The sequence below is a fragment of the Streptomyces sp. B93 genome, from assembly GCF_018070565.1.
Lineage (GTDB): Bacteria > Actinomycetota > Actinomycetes > Streptomycetales > Streptomycetaceae > Streptomyces.
Genome location: NZ_JAGPXL010000021.1, coordinates 79,078 through 94,325, shown reverse-complemented (window position 1 = coordinate 94,325; position 15,248 = coordinate 79,078). Strand labels below are relative to the sequence as shown.

Here is a 15,248-nt window from a genome sequence, read left to right as displayed (position 1 = left end):
CGCCCCGTCCAGCCCCTGGAATTCGCTGCACCCGGGCGGGACGCGCGGCCACCATGGCGCGCATGGTGGACATGTCTCTGTACGCGGCGTTCCTGGTCGCCGCCCTCGCGCTCTGTCTCAGCCCCGGCCCCGACATGATGTTCATCGTGGCGATGGGCGGACGGGGCGGCCCGGTCGCGGGCGTGATGGCCGCGTTCGGCGTGGCCTGCGCCATGCTGGTGCACTCGGTCGCCGCGGCGCTCGGTCTGTCGGCCCTGTTCACGACGTTGCCGACGCTCTATCACGTGCTGCGCTGGGCGGGCGCGGCCTATCTGCTCTACCTGGCCGTCAAGGCGTTCCGGGACCGTTCGGTGCTCGGCGACGAGCCGGACGAGGGGGACGTGGACGGGTCCTCCGCGCGGGGGACGCGTCGGCATGCGATGCGGCGCGCCTTCTGGCAGGGCGCGATCACCAACCTCCTCAACCCGAAGGTGATCCTGTTCAACGTGGCGTTCCTGCCGCAGTTCGTGGACCCGTCCCTCGGCCATGTGCCGGGCCAGTTGCTGCTGCTCGGCATCACGCTGGTGGTGATGGGCTTCGTCTGGGACGGCTTCGTGGGGCTGCTCTCGGGGCGTCTGTCGGCGCTGCTGCGGCGGAGCGCGCGGGTGAACCGCTGGCTGAACATCGTCTCCGGGACGGTCTTCACGGGGCTGGCGGTGCGACTGGTGGCGTCGTCGCCGAAGTAGCCGGAGTGGCCGAAGCGGGCGGCGACGGCCACGCGCGCGTGAGGCACGCAAGTGTCAACCCAGGGTTGACGACCCTCGAGCGTCAACCTACGGTTGACACATGACCACCAACCCCGCCGTCACATCCTCCGTACGTCTCGACGACCTCATCGCGGCCATCAAGAAGGTCCACGAGGAACCCCTCGAACAGCTCCAGGACGCGGTGATCGCCGGGGAACACCTCGGTGATGTCGCCGACCACCTGATCGGCCACTTCGTGGACCAGGCCCGCCGCTCGGGCGCCTCCTGGACGGACATCGGCAAGAGCATGGGCGTCACGCGCCAGGCCGCGCAGAAGCGCTTCGTGCCGAAGGAGTCGGCCGACCTCGACCCGAGCCAGGGCTTCAGCCGCTACACCCCCCGCGCGCGGAACACGGTGATGGCCGCCCACAACGAGGCGATCGCCGCCCGCAACCCCGAGGGCCGCCCCGAGCACCTCACCCTGGGACTGCTGGCCGAGCCGGAAGGACTGGCGGCCAAGGCGATCACCGCCCAGGGCGTCCTGCTCGACGACGTGCGCCAGGCCGCCACCGCGGAGCTGCCGCCCGCCGCCGACGACGTCCCCGACCTGATCCCGTACGGCCCCGACGCCAAGAAGGTCCTGGAACTCACCTTCCGCGAGGCCCTCCGCCTCGGCCACAACTACATCGGCACCGAGCACGTCCTGCTCGCCCTCCTGGAGTTCGAGAACGGCCAGGGTGTCCTGACCGGCCTCGGCATCACCAAGGAGGGCGTCGAGCGTTACGTGGCCGAGGCGCTCACCACGATCGCGGCGTCGCCCAAGGAGGCCACGGACCGCGAGTAGTGGGTGAACCCGCAGGTCAGGACCGATTGTCAGACCCCCCTGCGACACTCGTTGCATGGCCGACCGATGGGCGCTCGCTCCGGCCGAGGACGGTGGCGTACAGCTCGCCCCCCTCGGCCCGGACGGGCTGCCCGCCGGACCGGTGCGGTGGGAGGAGGACCTGGCGCGGGCCGTGCGGGACAGGCCACGGGTGGCGCGCTGGGTCTGGCGCTCGACGTCCGAGGTGTATCCGCGCCTGCTCGCCACGGGGGTGCGAGTGGAGCGGTGCTACGACATCGAGGACGCCGAGACCCTCCTGCTCGGCCATGAGGGGCGGTACGGCGAGCCCCGCTCGGCGGCGGCCGCACTGGCCCGGCTGCGCGGCGGCCCCGTACCGCCCGACCCGCCCCTGCGCTCCGCCGCACCCGGAGCGCAGTCCCCGCTCTTCGAACCGGCCCAGGGCGACCCCGTCCCCCTCACCGACCTGCTGGACGTCTACGCCGACCAGCAGCGGCGGCACGACCGCGCCAAGCACCCGGACCGGATGCGGCTGCTGACCGCCGCCGAGTCGGCGGGGATGCTGGTGGCCGCCGAGATGAACACCGCGGGGCTGCCCTGGCGCGCGGACGTCCACCGCGAGGTGCTGCACGACCTGCTCGGCGAGCGGTACGCGGGCGGCGGCGAGCCCCGCCGTCTGGCCGAGCTGGCGGACGAGGTGTCCGCCGCGTTCGGCCGCCGGGTCCGCCCCGACCTGCCCGCGGACGTGGTCAAGGCGTTCGCCCAGGCCGGAATCAAGATCAGCTCGACCCGCCGCTGGGAGATCGAGTCCCTCGACCATCCCGCCGTGAAGCCCCTGATCGAGTACAAGAAGCTGTACCGCATCTGGGTCGCCCACGGCTGGACCTGGCTCCAGGACTGGGTCCGCGACGGCCGCTTCCGCCCGGAGTTCCTCGCGGGCGGCACGGTCACCGGCCGCTGGGTGACCAACGGCGGCGGCGGACTCCAGATCCCCAAGGTCATCCGCCGCGCCGTCGTCGCCGACCCCGGCTGGCGGCTGGTCGTCGCCGACGCCGACCAGATGGAGCCGCGCGTCCTCGCCGCGATCTCCCGCGACCCCGGCCTGATGGAGGTGGCGGGCCGCGAGACCGACCTCTACCAGTCCGTCTCCGAGCGCGCCTTCTCCGGCGACCGCGCCCAGGCCAAGCTCGCCGTGCTCGGCGCGATCTACGGCCAGACCTCCGGCGACGGCCTGAAGAACCTCGCCGCCCTCAGACGCCGCTTCCCCAGGGCGGTGGCCTACGTCGACGACGCGGCCCGCGCGGGCGAGGAGGGCCGCCTGGTCCACACCTGGCTCGGCCGCACCTGCCCACCGGCCGTCGTCGCCGGGGACGACACCTCCGAGGAGGCGGGCATCCCCCAGGACGCCCCGGCCACCGAGGACTGGACCCCGGGCTACGCCTCCACCAACTCCCGCGCCCGCGGCCGCTTCGCCCGCAACTTCGTCGTCCAGGGCAGTGCCGCCGACTGGACCCTGCTCCTGCTCGCCGCCCTGCGCCAGTCCCTGGCACCGATGGCGGCCGAGCTGGTCTTCTTCCAGCACGACGAGGTGATCGTCCACTGCCCCGCCGAAGAGGCCGACACGGTCGCGGCCGCCATCCGCGACGCCGCCGCCCTCGCCGCCCACCTCACCTTCGGCGACACCCCGGTGCGCTTCCCGTTCACGACGGCGGTGGTGGAGTGCTATGCGGACGCCAAGTAGCCCCCGCCTGGCAGCGTCAGGCCCCCTCGCCGCCACCCGGCGAGACCAGTCCCGTCTCATAGGCGAGGACGACGGCCTGCACCCGGTCGCGCAGGTCCAGTTTCGACAGGATACGGCCGATGTGGGTCTTGATCGTGGTCGGACTGAGGCAGAGGCGGTCCGCGAGTTCCGCGTTGCTCAGCCCCGTCGCGAGCAGGCGCAGCACCTCCACCTCACGCGGTGTCAGGCCGGACAGGTCGCGGTGGAGAGCGGGCGAGCGGTCCTCGGTGCGCTGGGCGAAGCGTTCGATCAGTCGGCGGGTGATCGCGGGGGCGAGCAGGGCGTCGCCGGACCGCACCAGGCGGACGGCGGCGACGAGGTGCTCGGGCGTGACGTCCTTGAGCAGGAAGCCGCTGGCACCGGCGGTGAGGGCGGCGTAGACGTAGTGGTCGAGGTCGTAGGTGGTGAGGATGATGACACGGGTGCCGTCCGGGCCGCCGTCGGCGAGAATCCGCCGGGTGGCCTCGATGCCGTCCATCCGCGGCATCCGGATGTCCATCAGGACGACGTCGGGCCGGGTGCGCCGGACCGCGGCGACCGCCTCCGCCCCGTCCGCCGCCTCGGCCGTCACCTCGATGCCGTCCGCGGCGAGGATCATTCCGAAGCCGGTGCGTACGAGGGCCTGGTCGTCGGCGATGACGGCGCGCAGCGCCGACCCGCTCACGACGCCCGCCAGGGGACCCGGGCCTGGATCCGGTAACCGCCCGCGAGGGTCGGGCCTGCGGTGAGTTCGCCGCCGTAGACCGCCAGCCGCTCACGCAGTCCGATCAACCCGCGGCCGTTGCCGTCCGCCGGAGGGCCGTCGCGGACGGCTCCGGTGTCGGTGACCTCTATCTCCAGCAGGTCTCCGCTGTGTCCGACGGTGACGGAGGCGTCGGCGCCGGGCGCGTGCTTGATGGTGTTGGTCAGTGCCTCCTGCACGACGCGGTACGCCGCGAGGTCCACCCCGGGCGGCAGCGGGTCCGGCGGCAGCGACACCGCGACATCGACCGGTGTCCCGGCGGCACGCACCCGCTCGATCAGGGCACCGAGCTGCCCGAGGCCGGGCTGCGGTTCGAGACCGTCGGCGGGGCTGTCGGGGCGGCCGGTGTCCGGGGCGGCCAACAGGCCCATCACGTGCCGCAGTTCGGCCATCGCGGCCCGGCCTCCCGCCTCCACCGCCAGCAGGGCCTTCTTCGACCGCTCCGGTGCCACGTCCATCACCTTGCGCGCCGCGCCCGCCTGGATGACCATCACGCTCACATTGTGGGTCACCACGTCGTGCAGTTCGGCGGCGATCCGGGCCCGCTCCTCGTCGACGGCCCGGCGCATGCTCTCCTCCTGGGCCTGCTGGAGCCGGGTGAACCGGTCCCGGCTGTCCGCGAGCCGCCGCTGCCAGAAACGGACGGTGCTGGCCAGCACCCCGCCGAGCAGCAGCACGACCGCGGGGCTCGACCAGCCCGGAAGCACCGGCTCCGTTCTACGGAACGCGAGCCCGGCGAGCACGGCGGCGACGAGCATCGCGGTTGTCGCCCCCGTCCGGTACCGGCTGTACGCGGCGGCGCTGTAGGCGCCGATGACGCAGGTCAACACATTGATCCAGGACGCTTCGTCGACCATGACCAGCGTCGCGCCCATCACCACCGCGAAGGCCGTCAGCGGATACCGGCGCCGGGCCGCGAGCGGCAGCGCCGACAGGACGACCAGCGGCCATGCCGCGGACGAGGGTTCGTCCACCACGATCCGTGCGGGCGGTTCGTGACGCGAGGGCGGCGCGGGCGGCGCAGGCGGCGCAATGGGCGAGGGCGGCATGGACAGCGCGGAGGGCACCGGCGTCACGGAGGGCACCGGCGTCGCGGAGAGCGCAGGCGGCACGGAGGGCTCCCCGTGTTCGACCTGCGGGCCGACGATGACGGGCCCGTCACCGGGAAAGCGCGCCGCCACGATCAACGCGGCCACGGTCAGCAGAACGGCCAGCGCCACATCGGCGTACAGACCCCGCCGTGACAAGGGGGCCCGCTCCGCGTCCGGCCGCAGCGCTTCGCGCAGTTGATGACGCCGGCGTGACCGGTCCTCCGTCTCCATCGGCTCATTGTGCGGTGCGCCGACGTGCCCCCGCGTCCGCCTGCGCGGCCGAAGCGCCGACCCTCAGACGTACTTCGCAGGGATGACGCCGGAGGCGAATCCTTCGCCGGGAGGGCCGCGATTCGGTGCCGCGGCCGACGCGCCCCACGAGGCCACGCCCCTACGTTCGCTGGGCCCGGGCACCGACGTCTCCCCAACCGCGAGGACGGACCCCACCCATGACGCATGTGATCGAACTGACGAACGTGGCGAAACGCTACGACAGCGCCGGTGCGCCCGCGCTCGGCCCACTGAACCTCACCGTCACCCAGGGCGAGGCACTGGCCGTCACCGGCCCCTCCGGCAGCGGCAAGTCCACACTGCTGAACCTCGTCGCGGGCCTGGACAAGCCGACCGAGGGCGAGGTGACTGTGGCCGGGCAACGGATCGACGAACTGGGCGAGCACGCGCTGGCCCGGTTCCGCCGCGAACGGATCGGCATCGTCTTCCAGTTCTTCAACCTGCTCGACGACCTCACCGTCGCCGACAACATCCAGCTCCCCGCCCAGCTGACCGGGACCTCCCGGCGCAAGGCGGCGGCCCGCGCCGACGAACTCATGGAACTGCTGGGCATCGCCCGACACGCCCGCGCCCACCCCGGCCGCTTGTCGGGTGGTGAACGCCAACGCGTCGCGGTCGCCCGGGCGCTGGTCAACCGGCCCGCGCTGCTGCTCGCCGACGAGCCGACCGGCGCGCTCGACACCGCCTCGGGCCACGACGTACGGGAACTGCTGGTGGAGCTGCACCGCGGTGGGCAGACCCTGGTGCTGGTCACGCACGACATGGCGCTGGCGGAGGCGTGCGCGAGCCGGACCGTTCGGCTGGTGGACGGCCGGGTCGCCCTCGACTCGCGTGCGGAGGCCGTCCGATGAGCCCGCTCGGCACCGGCGCGCTCGGCCGGGTCGTCCGCTCCGGGGTGGGCCGCCGCCGGGTGCAGACGGTGGTGATCGCCGTGGCCACGATGATGGCCGTCGCCGCCGCCGTCGTGGCCGGATCGCTCATCGTCGCCACGAACGCCCCCTTCGACCACGCCTTCGCACGGCAGCACGGCGCGCACCTCACCGCGCAGTTCGACCCGGCCAAGGTGAGCACCGCGCAACTGGAGGACACCGGGCGGCTGGACGGCGTCACCGCGAGCGCGGGCCCGTATCCGTCGACCGCCCTCAGCCCGGTGGACGCGTACGGCGGACACCTGCCGAAGCTGAGCGTGGTCGGTCGGTCCGACCCGCACGGCGACGTGGACGACCTGGACCTGAGATCCGGCCGGTGGGCGGAGCAGACGGGAGAGATCGTCCTGTCCGCGTCGTTCGAGGGCCCCGCTCTCGACATCGGCTCGGAACTGAGCGTCTCGGACACCGACGGCAGCCCGGCCCTGAAGATCGTCGGCTTCGCGGCGTCGGCCAGCGAGACCGCCGACGCCTGGACGACCCCCGACCAGGCCGTCGCCCTGGCCGCCCGGTCCGACAGCCCCGTGACGAGCCAGATGCTCTACCGCTTCGACTCCGCGGCGACCGGCGGCCAGCTCGCCGCCGACCGCAGGGCGCTCGCCGCCGCCGTACCGTCCGGGGCCCTGCTGGGCACCCAGTCCTACCTGGACACCAAGCGCGCCGCCGATCAGGGCGCGGCGGCGACCATCCCGTTCATGGTGGCCTTCGGCGTGCTCGGCATCGTCATGTCGGTGATCATCGTCAGCAGCGTGGTCAGCGGCGCGGTCGGCACCAGCCTGCGCCGGATCGGCGTCCTCAAGGCCATCGGCTTCACCCCGCGCGAGGTCGTACGCGCCTACATGGCCCAGGCGCTGATCCCGGCCGGCGCCGGGATCGCCCTCGGCGTCGGACTGGGCAACCTGCTGGCCGCCCCGCTGCTGGCGGACACCGGACGGGTGTACGGCGGTGTCTCCCTGTCGGTGGCCTGGTGGGTGGACCTCGTCGTACCGGCCGCCGCCCTGCTGGTCGTCGGCGTCGCGGCGCTGGTCCCCGCGCTACGGGCCGGCCGGCTGCGCACGGTCGAGTCCCTCGCGGTCGGCCGGGCACCGCGCACGGGACGCGGCCAGTGGGCGCACCGCGCCTTCGGCCGACTGCCCCTCCCGAGGGCGGTGTCCTACGGCCTCGCGAGTCCCTTCGCGCATCCGGTCCGCACGACCGCCATGCTGCTCGCGGTGGCCTTCGGCACGATCACGGCGACCTTCGCGGTCGGACTGACCTCGTCCCTGAACGCGGTCGGCCGCGCCGCGGACCCGGAGGAACGCGCCCCGGTCACCGCCGTCGTCGGCGGCCCATCCGCCAACGGCCCCGGAGCCAACCCCCCTAAGACCCAGGCCCCGCCCACCGACCCGGCGCAGGTGCGCGCCGCCATCGAGGCACACCCCGCAACCGCGTCCTACTACGGCCTGGCCCAGGCCGACGCCACCGTGGCCGGACTCCCCAAGTCGGTCCGGACAACCCTCTACCAGGGAGACTCCGGCCCCGGCAGCTACGAGATGATCTCCGGCCACTGGCTCACCGACGCGGGCCAGGCCGTCGTACCCACCCGCTTCCTGCAACGGACCGGCACCAGGATCGGCGACACGGTCCGCGTGACCCTCGGCAGCGAAACCCGCACCCTGCACATCGTCGGCGAGGCCTTCGACACCTCCAACGACGGCCTGTCCCTCCACACGGACCTCACCAGCTTCACCGCGACCAGCCCCCAGGTCTTCCACATCGAGGTGAAACCGGACGTCACCCCCACCACCTACGCGACCGAACTCGCCGCGACCGTACGCCCCCTGGGCGGCGACGTCATGGCCAACGCCCCCTCGGAAGGGGAGAACATGATCCTCCTCCTGGACGCGATCGCGGTCCTGCTCACCCTCATGCTGGTCTCGGTGGCGGGCCTCGGGGTCCTCAACTCGGTCGTCCTGGACACCCGCGAGCGCGTCCACGACCTCGGCGTCTGCAAGGCCCTCGGCATGTCACCCCGCCAGACGGTGACCCTCGTCCTCTCCTCGGTGGCCACCATCGGCCTCCTCGGCGGCCTGATCGGCGTCCCCGCCGGCCACGCACTGCACGGCCTCGTCCTCCCGGTCATGGGTCACGCGGCGGGCACCAACCTGCCCCCGTCCGTCCTCGACGTCTACGACGCCCCCCAACTGACCCTCCTGACCCTGACCGGCATCACCATCGCCCTGCTCGGCGCCCTCCTCCCCTCGGGCTGGGCAGCCAAGTCCCGCACGGCCACGGCACTGCGCACGGAGTAGCCACCACGGCACAACAAAAAACCGCAGGTCATGACTCTGACCTGCGGTTTCCGTGGAGCCGCCTTCGGGATTCGAACCCGAGACCTACGCATTACGAGTGCGTTGCTCTGGCCATCTGAGCTAAGGCGGCGTGCTGCCGACACTATGGTGCGATCGGCAACGTCGGTAAGTCTACACAGTTTCCGGGGGTGCTCCGCACCGGCCCGGAGCCGGTGCGGAGGTGTTGCGGAGGCGGGGGTCAGGAGCAGCGTTTCCCCTCGGCGGGCGGGGTTCCGCGCAGGAGGTAGGTGTTGATCGCGGAGTCGATGCAGTCGCTGCCGCGGCCGTAGGCGGTGTGGCCGTCCCCGTCGAAGGTGAGGAGACGGGCCGAGGAGAGCTGGCGGGCGAGGGCCTGGGACCAGCGGTACGGGGTCGCCGGGTCGCGGGTGGTGCCGACGACGACGATCGGTGCGGCGCCCTTCGCCTCGATGCGGTGCGGCTCGCCCGTGGCGGCCACCGGCCAGTACGCGCAGTTCAGGGAGGCCCAGGCGAGGCCTTCGCCGAAGACCGGGGACGCCTTCTCGAAGGACGGGAGCGCCTCGCGCACCTGTTCCGGGGAGTCGAAGGCGGGCGGGAGGTCCAGGCAGTTCACGGCCGCGTTGGCGGACATCAGGTTGGAGTAGGTGCCGTCGGCCTCACGCTCGTAGTAGCTGTCGGAGAGGACGAGCAGGCCCGCGCCGTCGTTCTCCCGCATCGCCGCCGACAGCGCCTCCCGCAGCTGCGGCCAGGCCGCCTGGTCGTACATCGCCGCGATCACGCCGGTCGTGGCGAGCGCCTCGCCGAGCCTGCGGCCGTCGGCGTCGCCGGTCGGGATGGGCCGGGCGTCGAGCTTGTCGAAGAACGCCTTCAGGTTCCGGCCGACCTCCTCCGGCGGCGTACCCGGTCCGCCGAGCGGGCAGTCCGGCTGCCGTACGCAGTCCTTCGCGAACGCCGTGAACGAGGTCTCGAAGCCCGCCGTCTGGTCGAGGTTCAGCTGGCGGGCGGGGAGGGAGGGGTCCATCGCCCCGTCCAGGACCAGCCGCCCCACCCGGTCCGGGAAGAGGCCCGCGTACGTCGCGCCGAGGAACGTCCCGTACGACGCCCCCACGTACGTCAGCCGTTCGTCACCCAGCGCCGCCCGCAGGACGTCCATGTCGCGCGCCGCCTCCTCCGTGGAGACGTGCCGCAGCAGGCGGGTCGCGTTGGCACCGCAGGCCTCGGCGAACTTCTTGTACGAGTCGACCAGCGCGTCGGCCTCCCGGTCGTCGTCGGGCGTGGTGTCCGTCTGCGTGTACGTGTCCATGTCCGCGCCGTCGAGGCACACCACGGGCTCGCTGCGGGCGACGCCGCGCGGGTCGATCGCCACCATGTCGTACCGGGCGCGCACCGGGGCCGGGTAACCCACGGCCGCGTACGACTGGAGGTACCCCACCGCCGAGCCGCCCGGCCCGCCCGGGTTCACCAGCAGCGAGCCCAGCTTCTTGCCCGGGCCGGTGGCCTTCGCGCGGGCGACCGCCAGCCGGACGTCGCCCCGCTCCGGGTCGTCGTAGTCGAGCGGCGCCCGCAGGGTGGTGCACTCGAAGCCGGGGACACCGCAGTTGCGCCAGTTCAGCTTCTGCCCGTAGTACGGGGCGAGCGCGGACGGGGTGGCCTTCGGCAGCGCGGCCAGCACCGCCGCCTCGTCCCCGGGCTCCGCGGCCTGGGCCGCCGAGGATCTCGCGGCGCCCGTCGCGCTCCCCGTGGAGCAGGCGGAGACGAGCAACGCGGCGGCGGCGAGCAGCGTGGCTCCCGCACGGAACCTGGACCTGCGGTGGAGGCGCCTTGTGTGGTACATCCAGCGAGCGTAACTGTGCGCGACGACATGAACGCCCTGAGTGCACAGAATTGCCCGTACGGGTGACAGTCGTGTCAGCTGAGGCGACGCCTCAAACCCCGCCTCAGCCCGCTCTCAGCGCCATCGTCATCGCCTCCACCGCCAGCAGCGGGGCCACGTTGCGGTCGAGCGCGTCACGGCAGGCCGCGATCGCCTCTATCCGGCGCAGCGTCGACTCGGGCGAGCTGCCGCGGGCCAGCCGCTCCAGGGCGTCCTCGGCGTCCGTGTTGGCGAGCGCGATACGGGAGCCGAGCTGGAGGGCGAGGACATCGCGGTAGAAGGCCGTGAGGTCGGTCAGGGCGAGGTCGAGGCTGTCGCGCTGGGTCCGCGTGCGGCGGCGCTTCTGCTTGTCCTCCAGCTCCTTCACCACGCCCGCCGTGCCACGCGGCAGCCGACCGCCCTGTGCCGCGCCGAGGGCCGCCTTCAGCTCCTCGGTCTCCTTGCTGTCCATCTCCTCCGCGAGCTGCTTGGCGTCCTCCGCCGCCGCGTCGACCAGCTCCTGCGCGGCCTTGAGACAGCCGCCGATGTCGTCGACCCGCAGCGGCAGCTTCAGCACGGCGGCCCGGCGCTCTCGCGCGGCCGGGTCGGTGGCCAGACGACGCGCCCGGTCGACATGGCCCTGGGTGGCCCGGGCGGCCGCGGCGGCGACCTCCGGTTCGATGCCCTCCCGGCGTACGAGCATGTCGGCGACGGCGTCCACCGCGGGCGTCCGCAGGTTCAGGTGGCGGCAGCGGGAGCGGATCGTGGGCAGCACGTCCTCCAGGGAGGGCGCGCACAGCAGCCAGACCGTGCGCGGCGCGGGCTCCTCCACGGCCTTGAGGACGGCGTTGGCCGACTTCTCGTTCAGCCGCTCGGCGTCCTCGACGAGGATGACCTGCCAGCGGCCGGTCGCCGGGGACGTGAACGACTTGCGGACGGTGTCGCGCATGTCGTCCGCGAGGATCTGGGTGCCGACCGCCGCGACCGTGGTGACGTCGGCGTGCGTCCCCACCAGGGCGGTGTGGCAGCCGTCGCAGAAGCCGCAGCCGGGGGCGCCGCCCAGGGCGCGGTCGGGGCTGACGCACTGGAGCGCGGCGGCGAAGGCCCGCGCCGTCTGTGTACGGCCCGCTCCGGGCGGGCCGGTGAACAGCCAGGCGTGCGTCATCTTCGACGTCTCGGGCAGGGGCTCGTCCGCGGCGGCCGCGGTGACCAGGGCGTCGGCGTCACGGGCGGCGGCAGCGAGCTGCTCGGACACCTTCTCCTGGCCCACCAGGTCGTCCCACACGGTCATGGGTCACGCCGCCTTTCCGTCCCACACGCTCACACGCTCGCATGCCCACACGCCCACGGGCATCCGCGGATCTCCATTGTGCGGGCGGCCACTGACAACGCGGCCGACCCGCACCGCCCGTGGACTTCGGTGCCTCAGCGCCGACGTCCCCGCCCGCCCCCGTTCTCACGGTCCTCACGGTCCTCGTCCTCGTACGAACCCAGCAGTTCGTCCGCCAGGCTCGGCAGGTCGTCGAGCGGGGTCTCCTCGGCCCAGTCGGAGCGGGCGCGCCGACGCGGGGCCCCCTCGGGGTCGACCTGCGGCAGCTCGCGCGTACGGTCCTCGGCTCGCTCCGGTTCCACCTCCGGCTTGCGGAAGTAGTCCGACGGCACCCGGTCGGCGGGGTCCTCCTCCCGCACCGGAGGCAGTACGGCGGTCTCGTCCGCCGCACCCGACGGCACCTGCGGCAGCACCGCCGTCTCGTCGGCGGCACCCGACGGCACCTGCGGCAGTACGGCCGTCTCGTCCGCCGCACCCGAGGGTGCCCCCGGCTGCGGCAGCTCGGCGGTCACCTCGGCGTCGGAACCGCGGCCCCCGGCGGGCGGCGCGGTGTCCGCCGCCCGGATGACCGGCGTCGGTTCCGTCACGGCCTCCGGCGGCACCGCGGGCGGCGTCGGCTGCCGGGGCCCGGCCGCGGCGACGGCCGCCGCCTGCTCCGCCGCCCGGCGTGCCTCCTCGGCCCGCAGCAGCGCCTCCTCGGCCTGGCGCTGCTTCTCCAGTCGCCGCGCCTCGGCCTCGGCACGCAGCCGGGCCTCCTCCTCGGCCTGCTGACGGCGACGGTCCTCCTCCGCCTTGCGGCGGGCCTCCTCCTCGGCGCGCGCCTGCTCCTCGGCGAGGAGACGGGCCCGCTCCTCCTCCGCGCGGCGGCGGGCCTCCTCGGCGCGCAGCCGGGCCTCCTCCGCCTGCCGTTCGGCCTCGCGGCGCTGGGCCTCCTCCAGCTCGCGCTGCTTGCGCTCCTCCTCCTCGGCGCGCAGCCGGGCGAGCTGCTCCTGGCGTTCCCGCTCCAGGCGCTCCTCCTCGGCCTTCCGCGCGGCCTCTTCCTCCGCCTTGCGCCGGGCCTCTTCCTCGGCCTTTCGGCGGGCCTCCTCGCGGGCCTGGATCTCGGCCTCGGACAGCGGCAGCATCTGGTCGAGCCGGTGCCGGACGACGGTGGTGACCGCCTCGGGTTCCTGTGCCGCGTCTACGACGAGGTAGCGCCCGGGGTCGGCGGCGGCCAGGGTCAGGAAGCCGGACCGCACGCGCGCGTGGAACTCGGCGGGCTCCGACTCCAGCCGGTCGGGCGCCTCGGTGAACCGCTCGCGCGCCGCCTCCGGGGAGACGTCCAGCAGCACCGTCAGGTGCGGGACCAGTCCGTTCGTCGCCCAGCGGGAGATGCGCGCGATCTCGGTCGGGGACAGGTCACGGCCAGCGCCCTGGTAGGCCACGGACGAGTCGATGTACCGGTCGGAGATGACGACCGCGCCGCGCTCCAGGGCGGGCCGTACGACGGTGTCGACGTGCTCGGCGCGGTCCGCGGCGTACAGCAGGGCCTCCGCGCGGTGCGACAGGCCCGCCGAGGACACGTCCAGCAGGATGGAGCGCAGCCGCTTGCCGACGGGGGTGGCGCCCGGCTCGCGCGTGAGCACGACCTCGTGGCCCTTGGCCCTGATCCACTCGGCGAGCGCCTCGGCCTGGGTGGACTTCCCGGCGCCGTCGCCGCCCTCCAGGGCGATGAAGAAACCGGACCCGGCGGGCGCCGTCGTCGGTTCGTCGCCGCCGAGCAGCGCGTCCCGCAGGTCCTCCCGCAGCGGCACCCCGGAGCGGTCGTCGAGCTTGGCCAGCACCAGCGCGGCCACCGGCAGCAGCAGCGCGCCGACCAGCATCAGGGTGAAACCGGCGCCGTCGTGAGCGAACACGAACTTGCCGCTCTCCAGGCGGTGCGGGCCGATGAACCCGGCGACCACGGGCGCGATGAGCGCACTGGCCGCCACCACGACCCGTACCACCGCGTGCAGGTGCTCGGTCGTGCGGGCCCGCCGGGCCTCCTCGGCCTCCTGGTCGAGGAGGGTGTGCCCGGTGTTGGCGGCGACACCGGCGCCGACCCCGGCGAGCGCGAAGATCAGCAGCACGGTGGTGACGTCCGGGACCAGCCCGGCGGCCAGCAGGGCGACGCCGGTGAAGGCGATCGCCAGCGCCAGCAGACGGCGCCGCGACAGCGACGTCAGCACCTTCGGCGCCGTACGGACGCCGACGACGACGCCACCGGTCAGTGCCAGCACCAGCAGGCCGAAGAGCACCGGCCCGCCGCCCAGGTCCTTGGCGTGCAGCACGGACACGGCGACGGCCGCCGCGACCGCCCCGGCGACGGCGGCGCCGGCCAGCACCAGCAGCGTCACGGCGCCGGTGCGGCCCTTGTCCGGGCCGGTACCGGTCTTCGGGCGGCGCAGGCCCTCCAGCGGGGACCGCGCGCGGGGGGTGCGCGTGCCGGGCAGTTCCAGGAAGGTCAGCACGGACAGCGACGCGGCGAAGAGTCCGGCCGCGACGTACGACCCGAGGGCCGCCTGGTGCTGGGCGAACCAGTCGATCCCGGCGCCCAGCAGATTGTTGAACAATCCGGCGGCGACAAGAGCGGCACCCGCGAGCGGCACCGCTACGAAGGTCGTCCGCAGGGACAGGCGGCGCAGCGCGTCCATGTGGTCGGGCAGCGGCCGTACCGTCGCGCCCTCCGGGGGCGGGGCGGGCAGCAGCGCGGGCGCGGCGCTCTCCCGGCACACCGTCCAGAACCGCTCGGCGACCCCCGTCACGAAGGCGGTCACCAGGAGGAACGCCAGCGCGTCGTCCGGCGTCCAGTCGATCCACAACGGCGCGATGATCAGCAGCACGGCACGCAGACCGTCCGCGCCGACCATGGTCCAGCGCCGGTCGAGCGGGCCGTCCTGCGAGGTGAGCGAGGTGAGCGGGCCGAGGAGTACGGCGCCGAAGAGCAGCGTGGCCAGCACACGCGCCGCGAAGACGGTCGCCACTGCGAACGCCACGCCCCGGTAGCCGCCTCCGAAGGAACCCTCGGCGATGGCCGCCTGGAATGCCAGCAGGACCAGCACCAGCAGTGCGAGGGTGTCGCCGACCCCGCTCACCAGCTGTGCGCTCCACAGCCGCCTCAGCTGCGGGCGGCGCAGCAGGGCGCGGACCGCGCGTTCGCGGGAGTCAGCGACCAGGGCGTCGTCGGGGGCCGGGTGGTGGGCCGGGGGCTGCTCGGCTCGCGTCATGCGTTCAGCCTATCGGCCCGCACCGACACGCCAGTGCGCTCACCCGAACGTTCGCACGCCCCGGCATCGAAGCGATGCCGGGGCGTTCGTTTTGCGAACCGGAAGGTCGGCGCGGC

At 73.7% G+C, this 15,248-nt stretch carries 10 protein-coding genes and 1 tRNA gene; 5 read left to right on the top strand and 6 right to left on the bottom strand.

The annotated features are described in order from the left end of the window. Positions 1-62: 62 nt before the first annotated feature. From KBY47_RS21185 to KBY47_RS21175, 3 genes are all read left to right on the top strand, one after another. On the top strand, positions 63-725 hold the full coding sequence (locus KBY47_RS21185; RefSeq protein ID WP_210922949.1) for a LysE family translocator: 663 nt from the start codon (positions 63-65) through the stop codon (positions 723-725). Between the two features lie 100 nt (positions 726-825). Then, on the top strand, positions 826-1,569 hold the full coding sequence (locus tag KBY47_RS21180; RefSeq protein ID WP_210922947.1) for a Clp protease N-terminal domain-containing protein: 744 nt from the start codon (positions 826-828) through the stop codon (positions 1,567-1,569). Between the two features lie 55 nt (positions 1,570-1,624). Continuing rightward, entirely contained in the window at positions 1,625-3,307 is a 1,683-nt protein-coding gene (locus tag KBY47_RS21175) for a bifunctional 3'-5' exonuclease/DNA polymerase (protein WP_210922945.1), read from the top strand. 16 nt (positions 3,308-3,323) lie between these two features. Here the strand turns inward: KBY47_RS21175 and KBY47_RS21170 are convergent, their stop codons facing one another. Beyond that, the gene (locus KBY47_RS21170) at positions 3,324-4,010 is read right to left on the bottom strand and encodes a response regulator (RefSeq protein WP_374103093.1); all 687 of its coding nucleotides are present in this window, start codon (positions 4,008-4,010) and stop codon (positions 3,324-3,326) included. After that, a complete protein-coding gene (locus KBY47_RS21165) occupies positions 4,007-5,410 on the bottom strand; it encodes a sensor histidine kinase (RefSeq protein WP_210922943.1) in 1,404 nt (467 codons plus the stop codon). The genes KBY47_RS21170 and KBY47_RS21165 overlap by 4 nt, the downstream gene beginning before the upstream one ends. A 218-nt stretch (positions 5,411-5,628) precedes the next feature. Between KBY47_RS21165 and KBY47_RS21160 the strand changes: the two genes are divergently transcribed. Beyond that, entirely contained in the window at positions 5,629-6,321 is a 693-nt protein-coding gene (locus KBY47_RS21160; RefSeq protein WP_210922941.1) for an ABC transporter ATP-binding protein, read from the top strand. After that, a complete protein-coding gene (locus KBY47_RS21155) occupies positions 6,318-8,687 on the top strand; it encodes an ABC transporter permease (protein ID WP_210922939.1) in 2,370 nt (789 codons plus the stop codon). Before KBY47_RS21160 ends, KBY47_RS21155 begins: the two co-directional genes overlap by 4 nt. A 53-nt stretch (positions 8,688-8,740) precedes the next feature. Here KBY47_RS21155 and KBY47_RS21150 read toward each other — a convergent pair. The 4 genes from KBY47_RS21150 to tmk all read right to left on the bottom strand — a co-directional run bounded on the left by KBY47_RS21150 (position 8,741) and on the right by tmk (position 15,132). Next, positions 8,741-8,817, bottom strand: a tRNA-Thr gene (locus tag KBY47_RS21150). A 108-nt stretch (positions 8,818-8,925) separates the two neighbouring features. Then, positions 8,926-10,539 carry an alpha/beta hydrolase gene (locus KBY47_RS21145; protein WP_210922937.1) on the bottom strand — a complete coding sequence of 538 codons (1,614 nt, stop codon included), beginning with the start codon at positions 10,537-10,539 and terminating at the stop codon, positions 8,926-8,928. Positions 10,540-10,642: 103 nt separating this feature from the next. Continuing rightward, on the bottom strand, positions 10,643-11,848 hold the full coding sequence (locus tag KBY47_RS21140) for a DNA polymerase III subunit delta' (protein ID WP_210922936.1): 1,206 nt from the start codon (positions 11,846-11,848) through the stop codon (positions 10,643-10,645). Between the two features lie 134 nt (positions 11,849-11,982). Further along, on the bottom strand, positions 11,983-15,132 hold the full coding sequence (gene tmk, locus KBY47_RS21135) for a dTMP kinase (protein WP_210922933.1): 3,150 nt from the start codon (positions 15,130-15,132) through the stop codon (positions 11,983-11,985). Between the last annotated feature and the right edge of the window lie 116 nt (positions 15,133-15,248).

What these genes read in the sequence shown, in the direction of transcription:
- KBY47_RS21155 (WP_210922939.1), top strand. Translation starts at nt 6,318, where the DNA reads ATGAGCCCGCTCGGCACCGGCGCGCTCGGCCGGGTCGTCCGCTCCGGG.
- KBY47_RS21140 (WP_210922936.1), bottom strand. Translation starts at nt 11,848, where the DNA reads ATGACCGTGTGGGACGACCTGGTGGGCCAGGAGAAGGTGTCCGAGCAG.
- KBY47_RS21180 (WP_210922947.1), top strand. Translation starts at nt 826, where the DNA reads ATGACCACCAACCCCGCCGTCACATCCTCCGTACGTCTCGACGACCTC.
- KBY47_RS21145 (WP_210922937.1), bottom strand. Translation starts at nt 10,539, where the DNA reads ATGTACCACACAAGGCGCCTCCACCGCAGGTCCAGGTTCCGTGCGGGA.
- tmk (WP_210922933.1), bottom strand. Translation starts at nt 15,132, where the DNA reads ATGACGCGAGCCGAGCAGCCCCCGGCCCACCACCCGGCCCCCGACGAC.
- KBY47_RS21165 (WP_210922943.1), bottom strand. Translation starts at nt 5,410, where the DNA reads ATGGAGACGGAGGACCGGTCACGCCGGCGTCATCAACTGCGCGAAGCG.
- KBY47_RS21175 (WP_210922945.1), top strand. Translation starts at nt 1,625, where the DNA reads ATGGCCGACCGATGGGCGCTCGCTCCGGCCGAGGACGGTGGCGTACAG.
- KBY47_RS21185 (WP_210922949.1), top strand. Translation starts at nt 63, where the DNA reads ATGGTGGACATGTCTCTGTACGCGGCGTTCCTGGTCGCCGCCCTCGCG.
- KBY47_RS21160 (WP_210922941.1), top strand. Translation starts at nt 5,629, where the DNA reads ATGACGCATGTGATCGAACTGACGAACGTGGCGAAACGCTACGACAGC.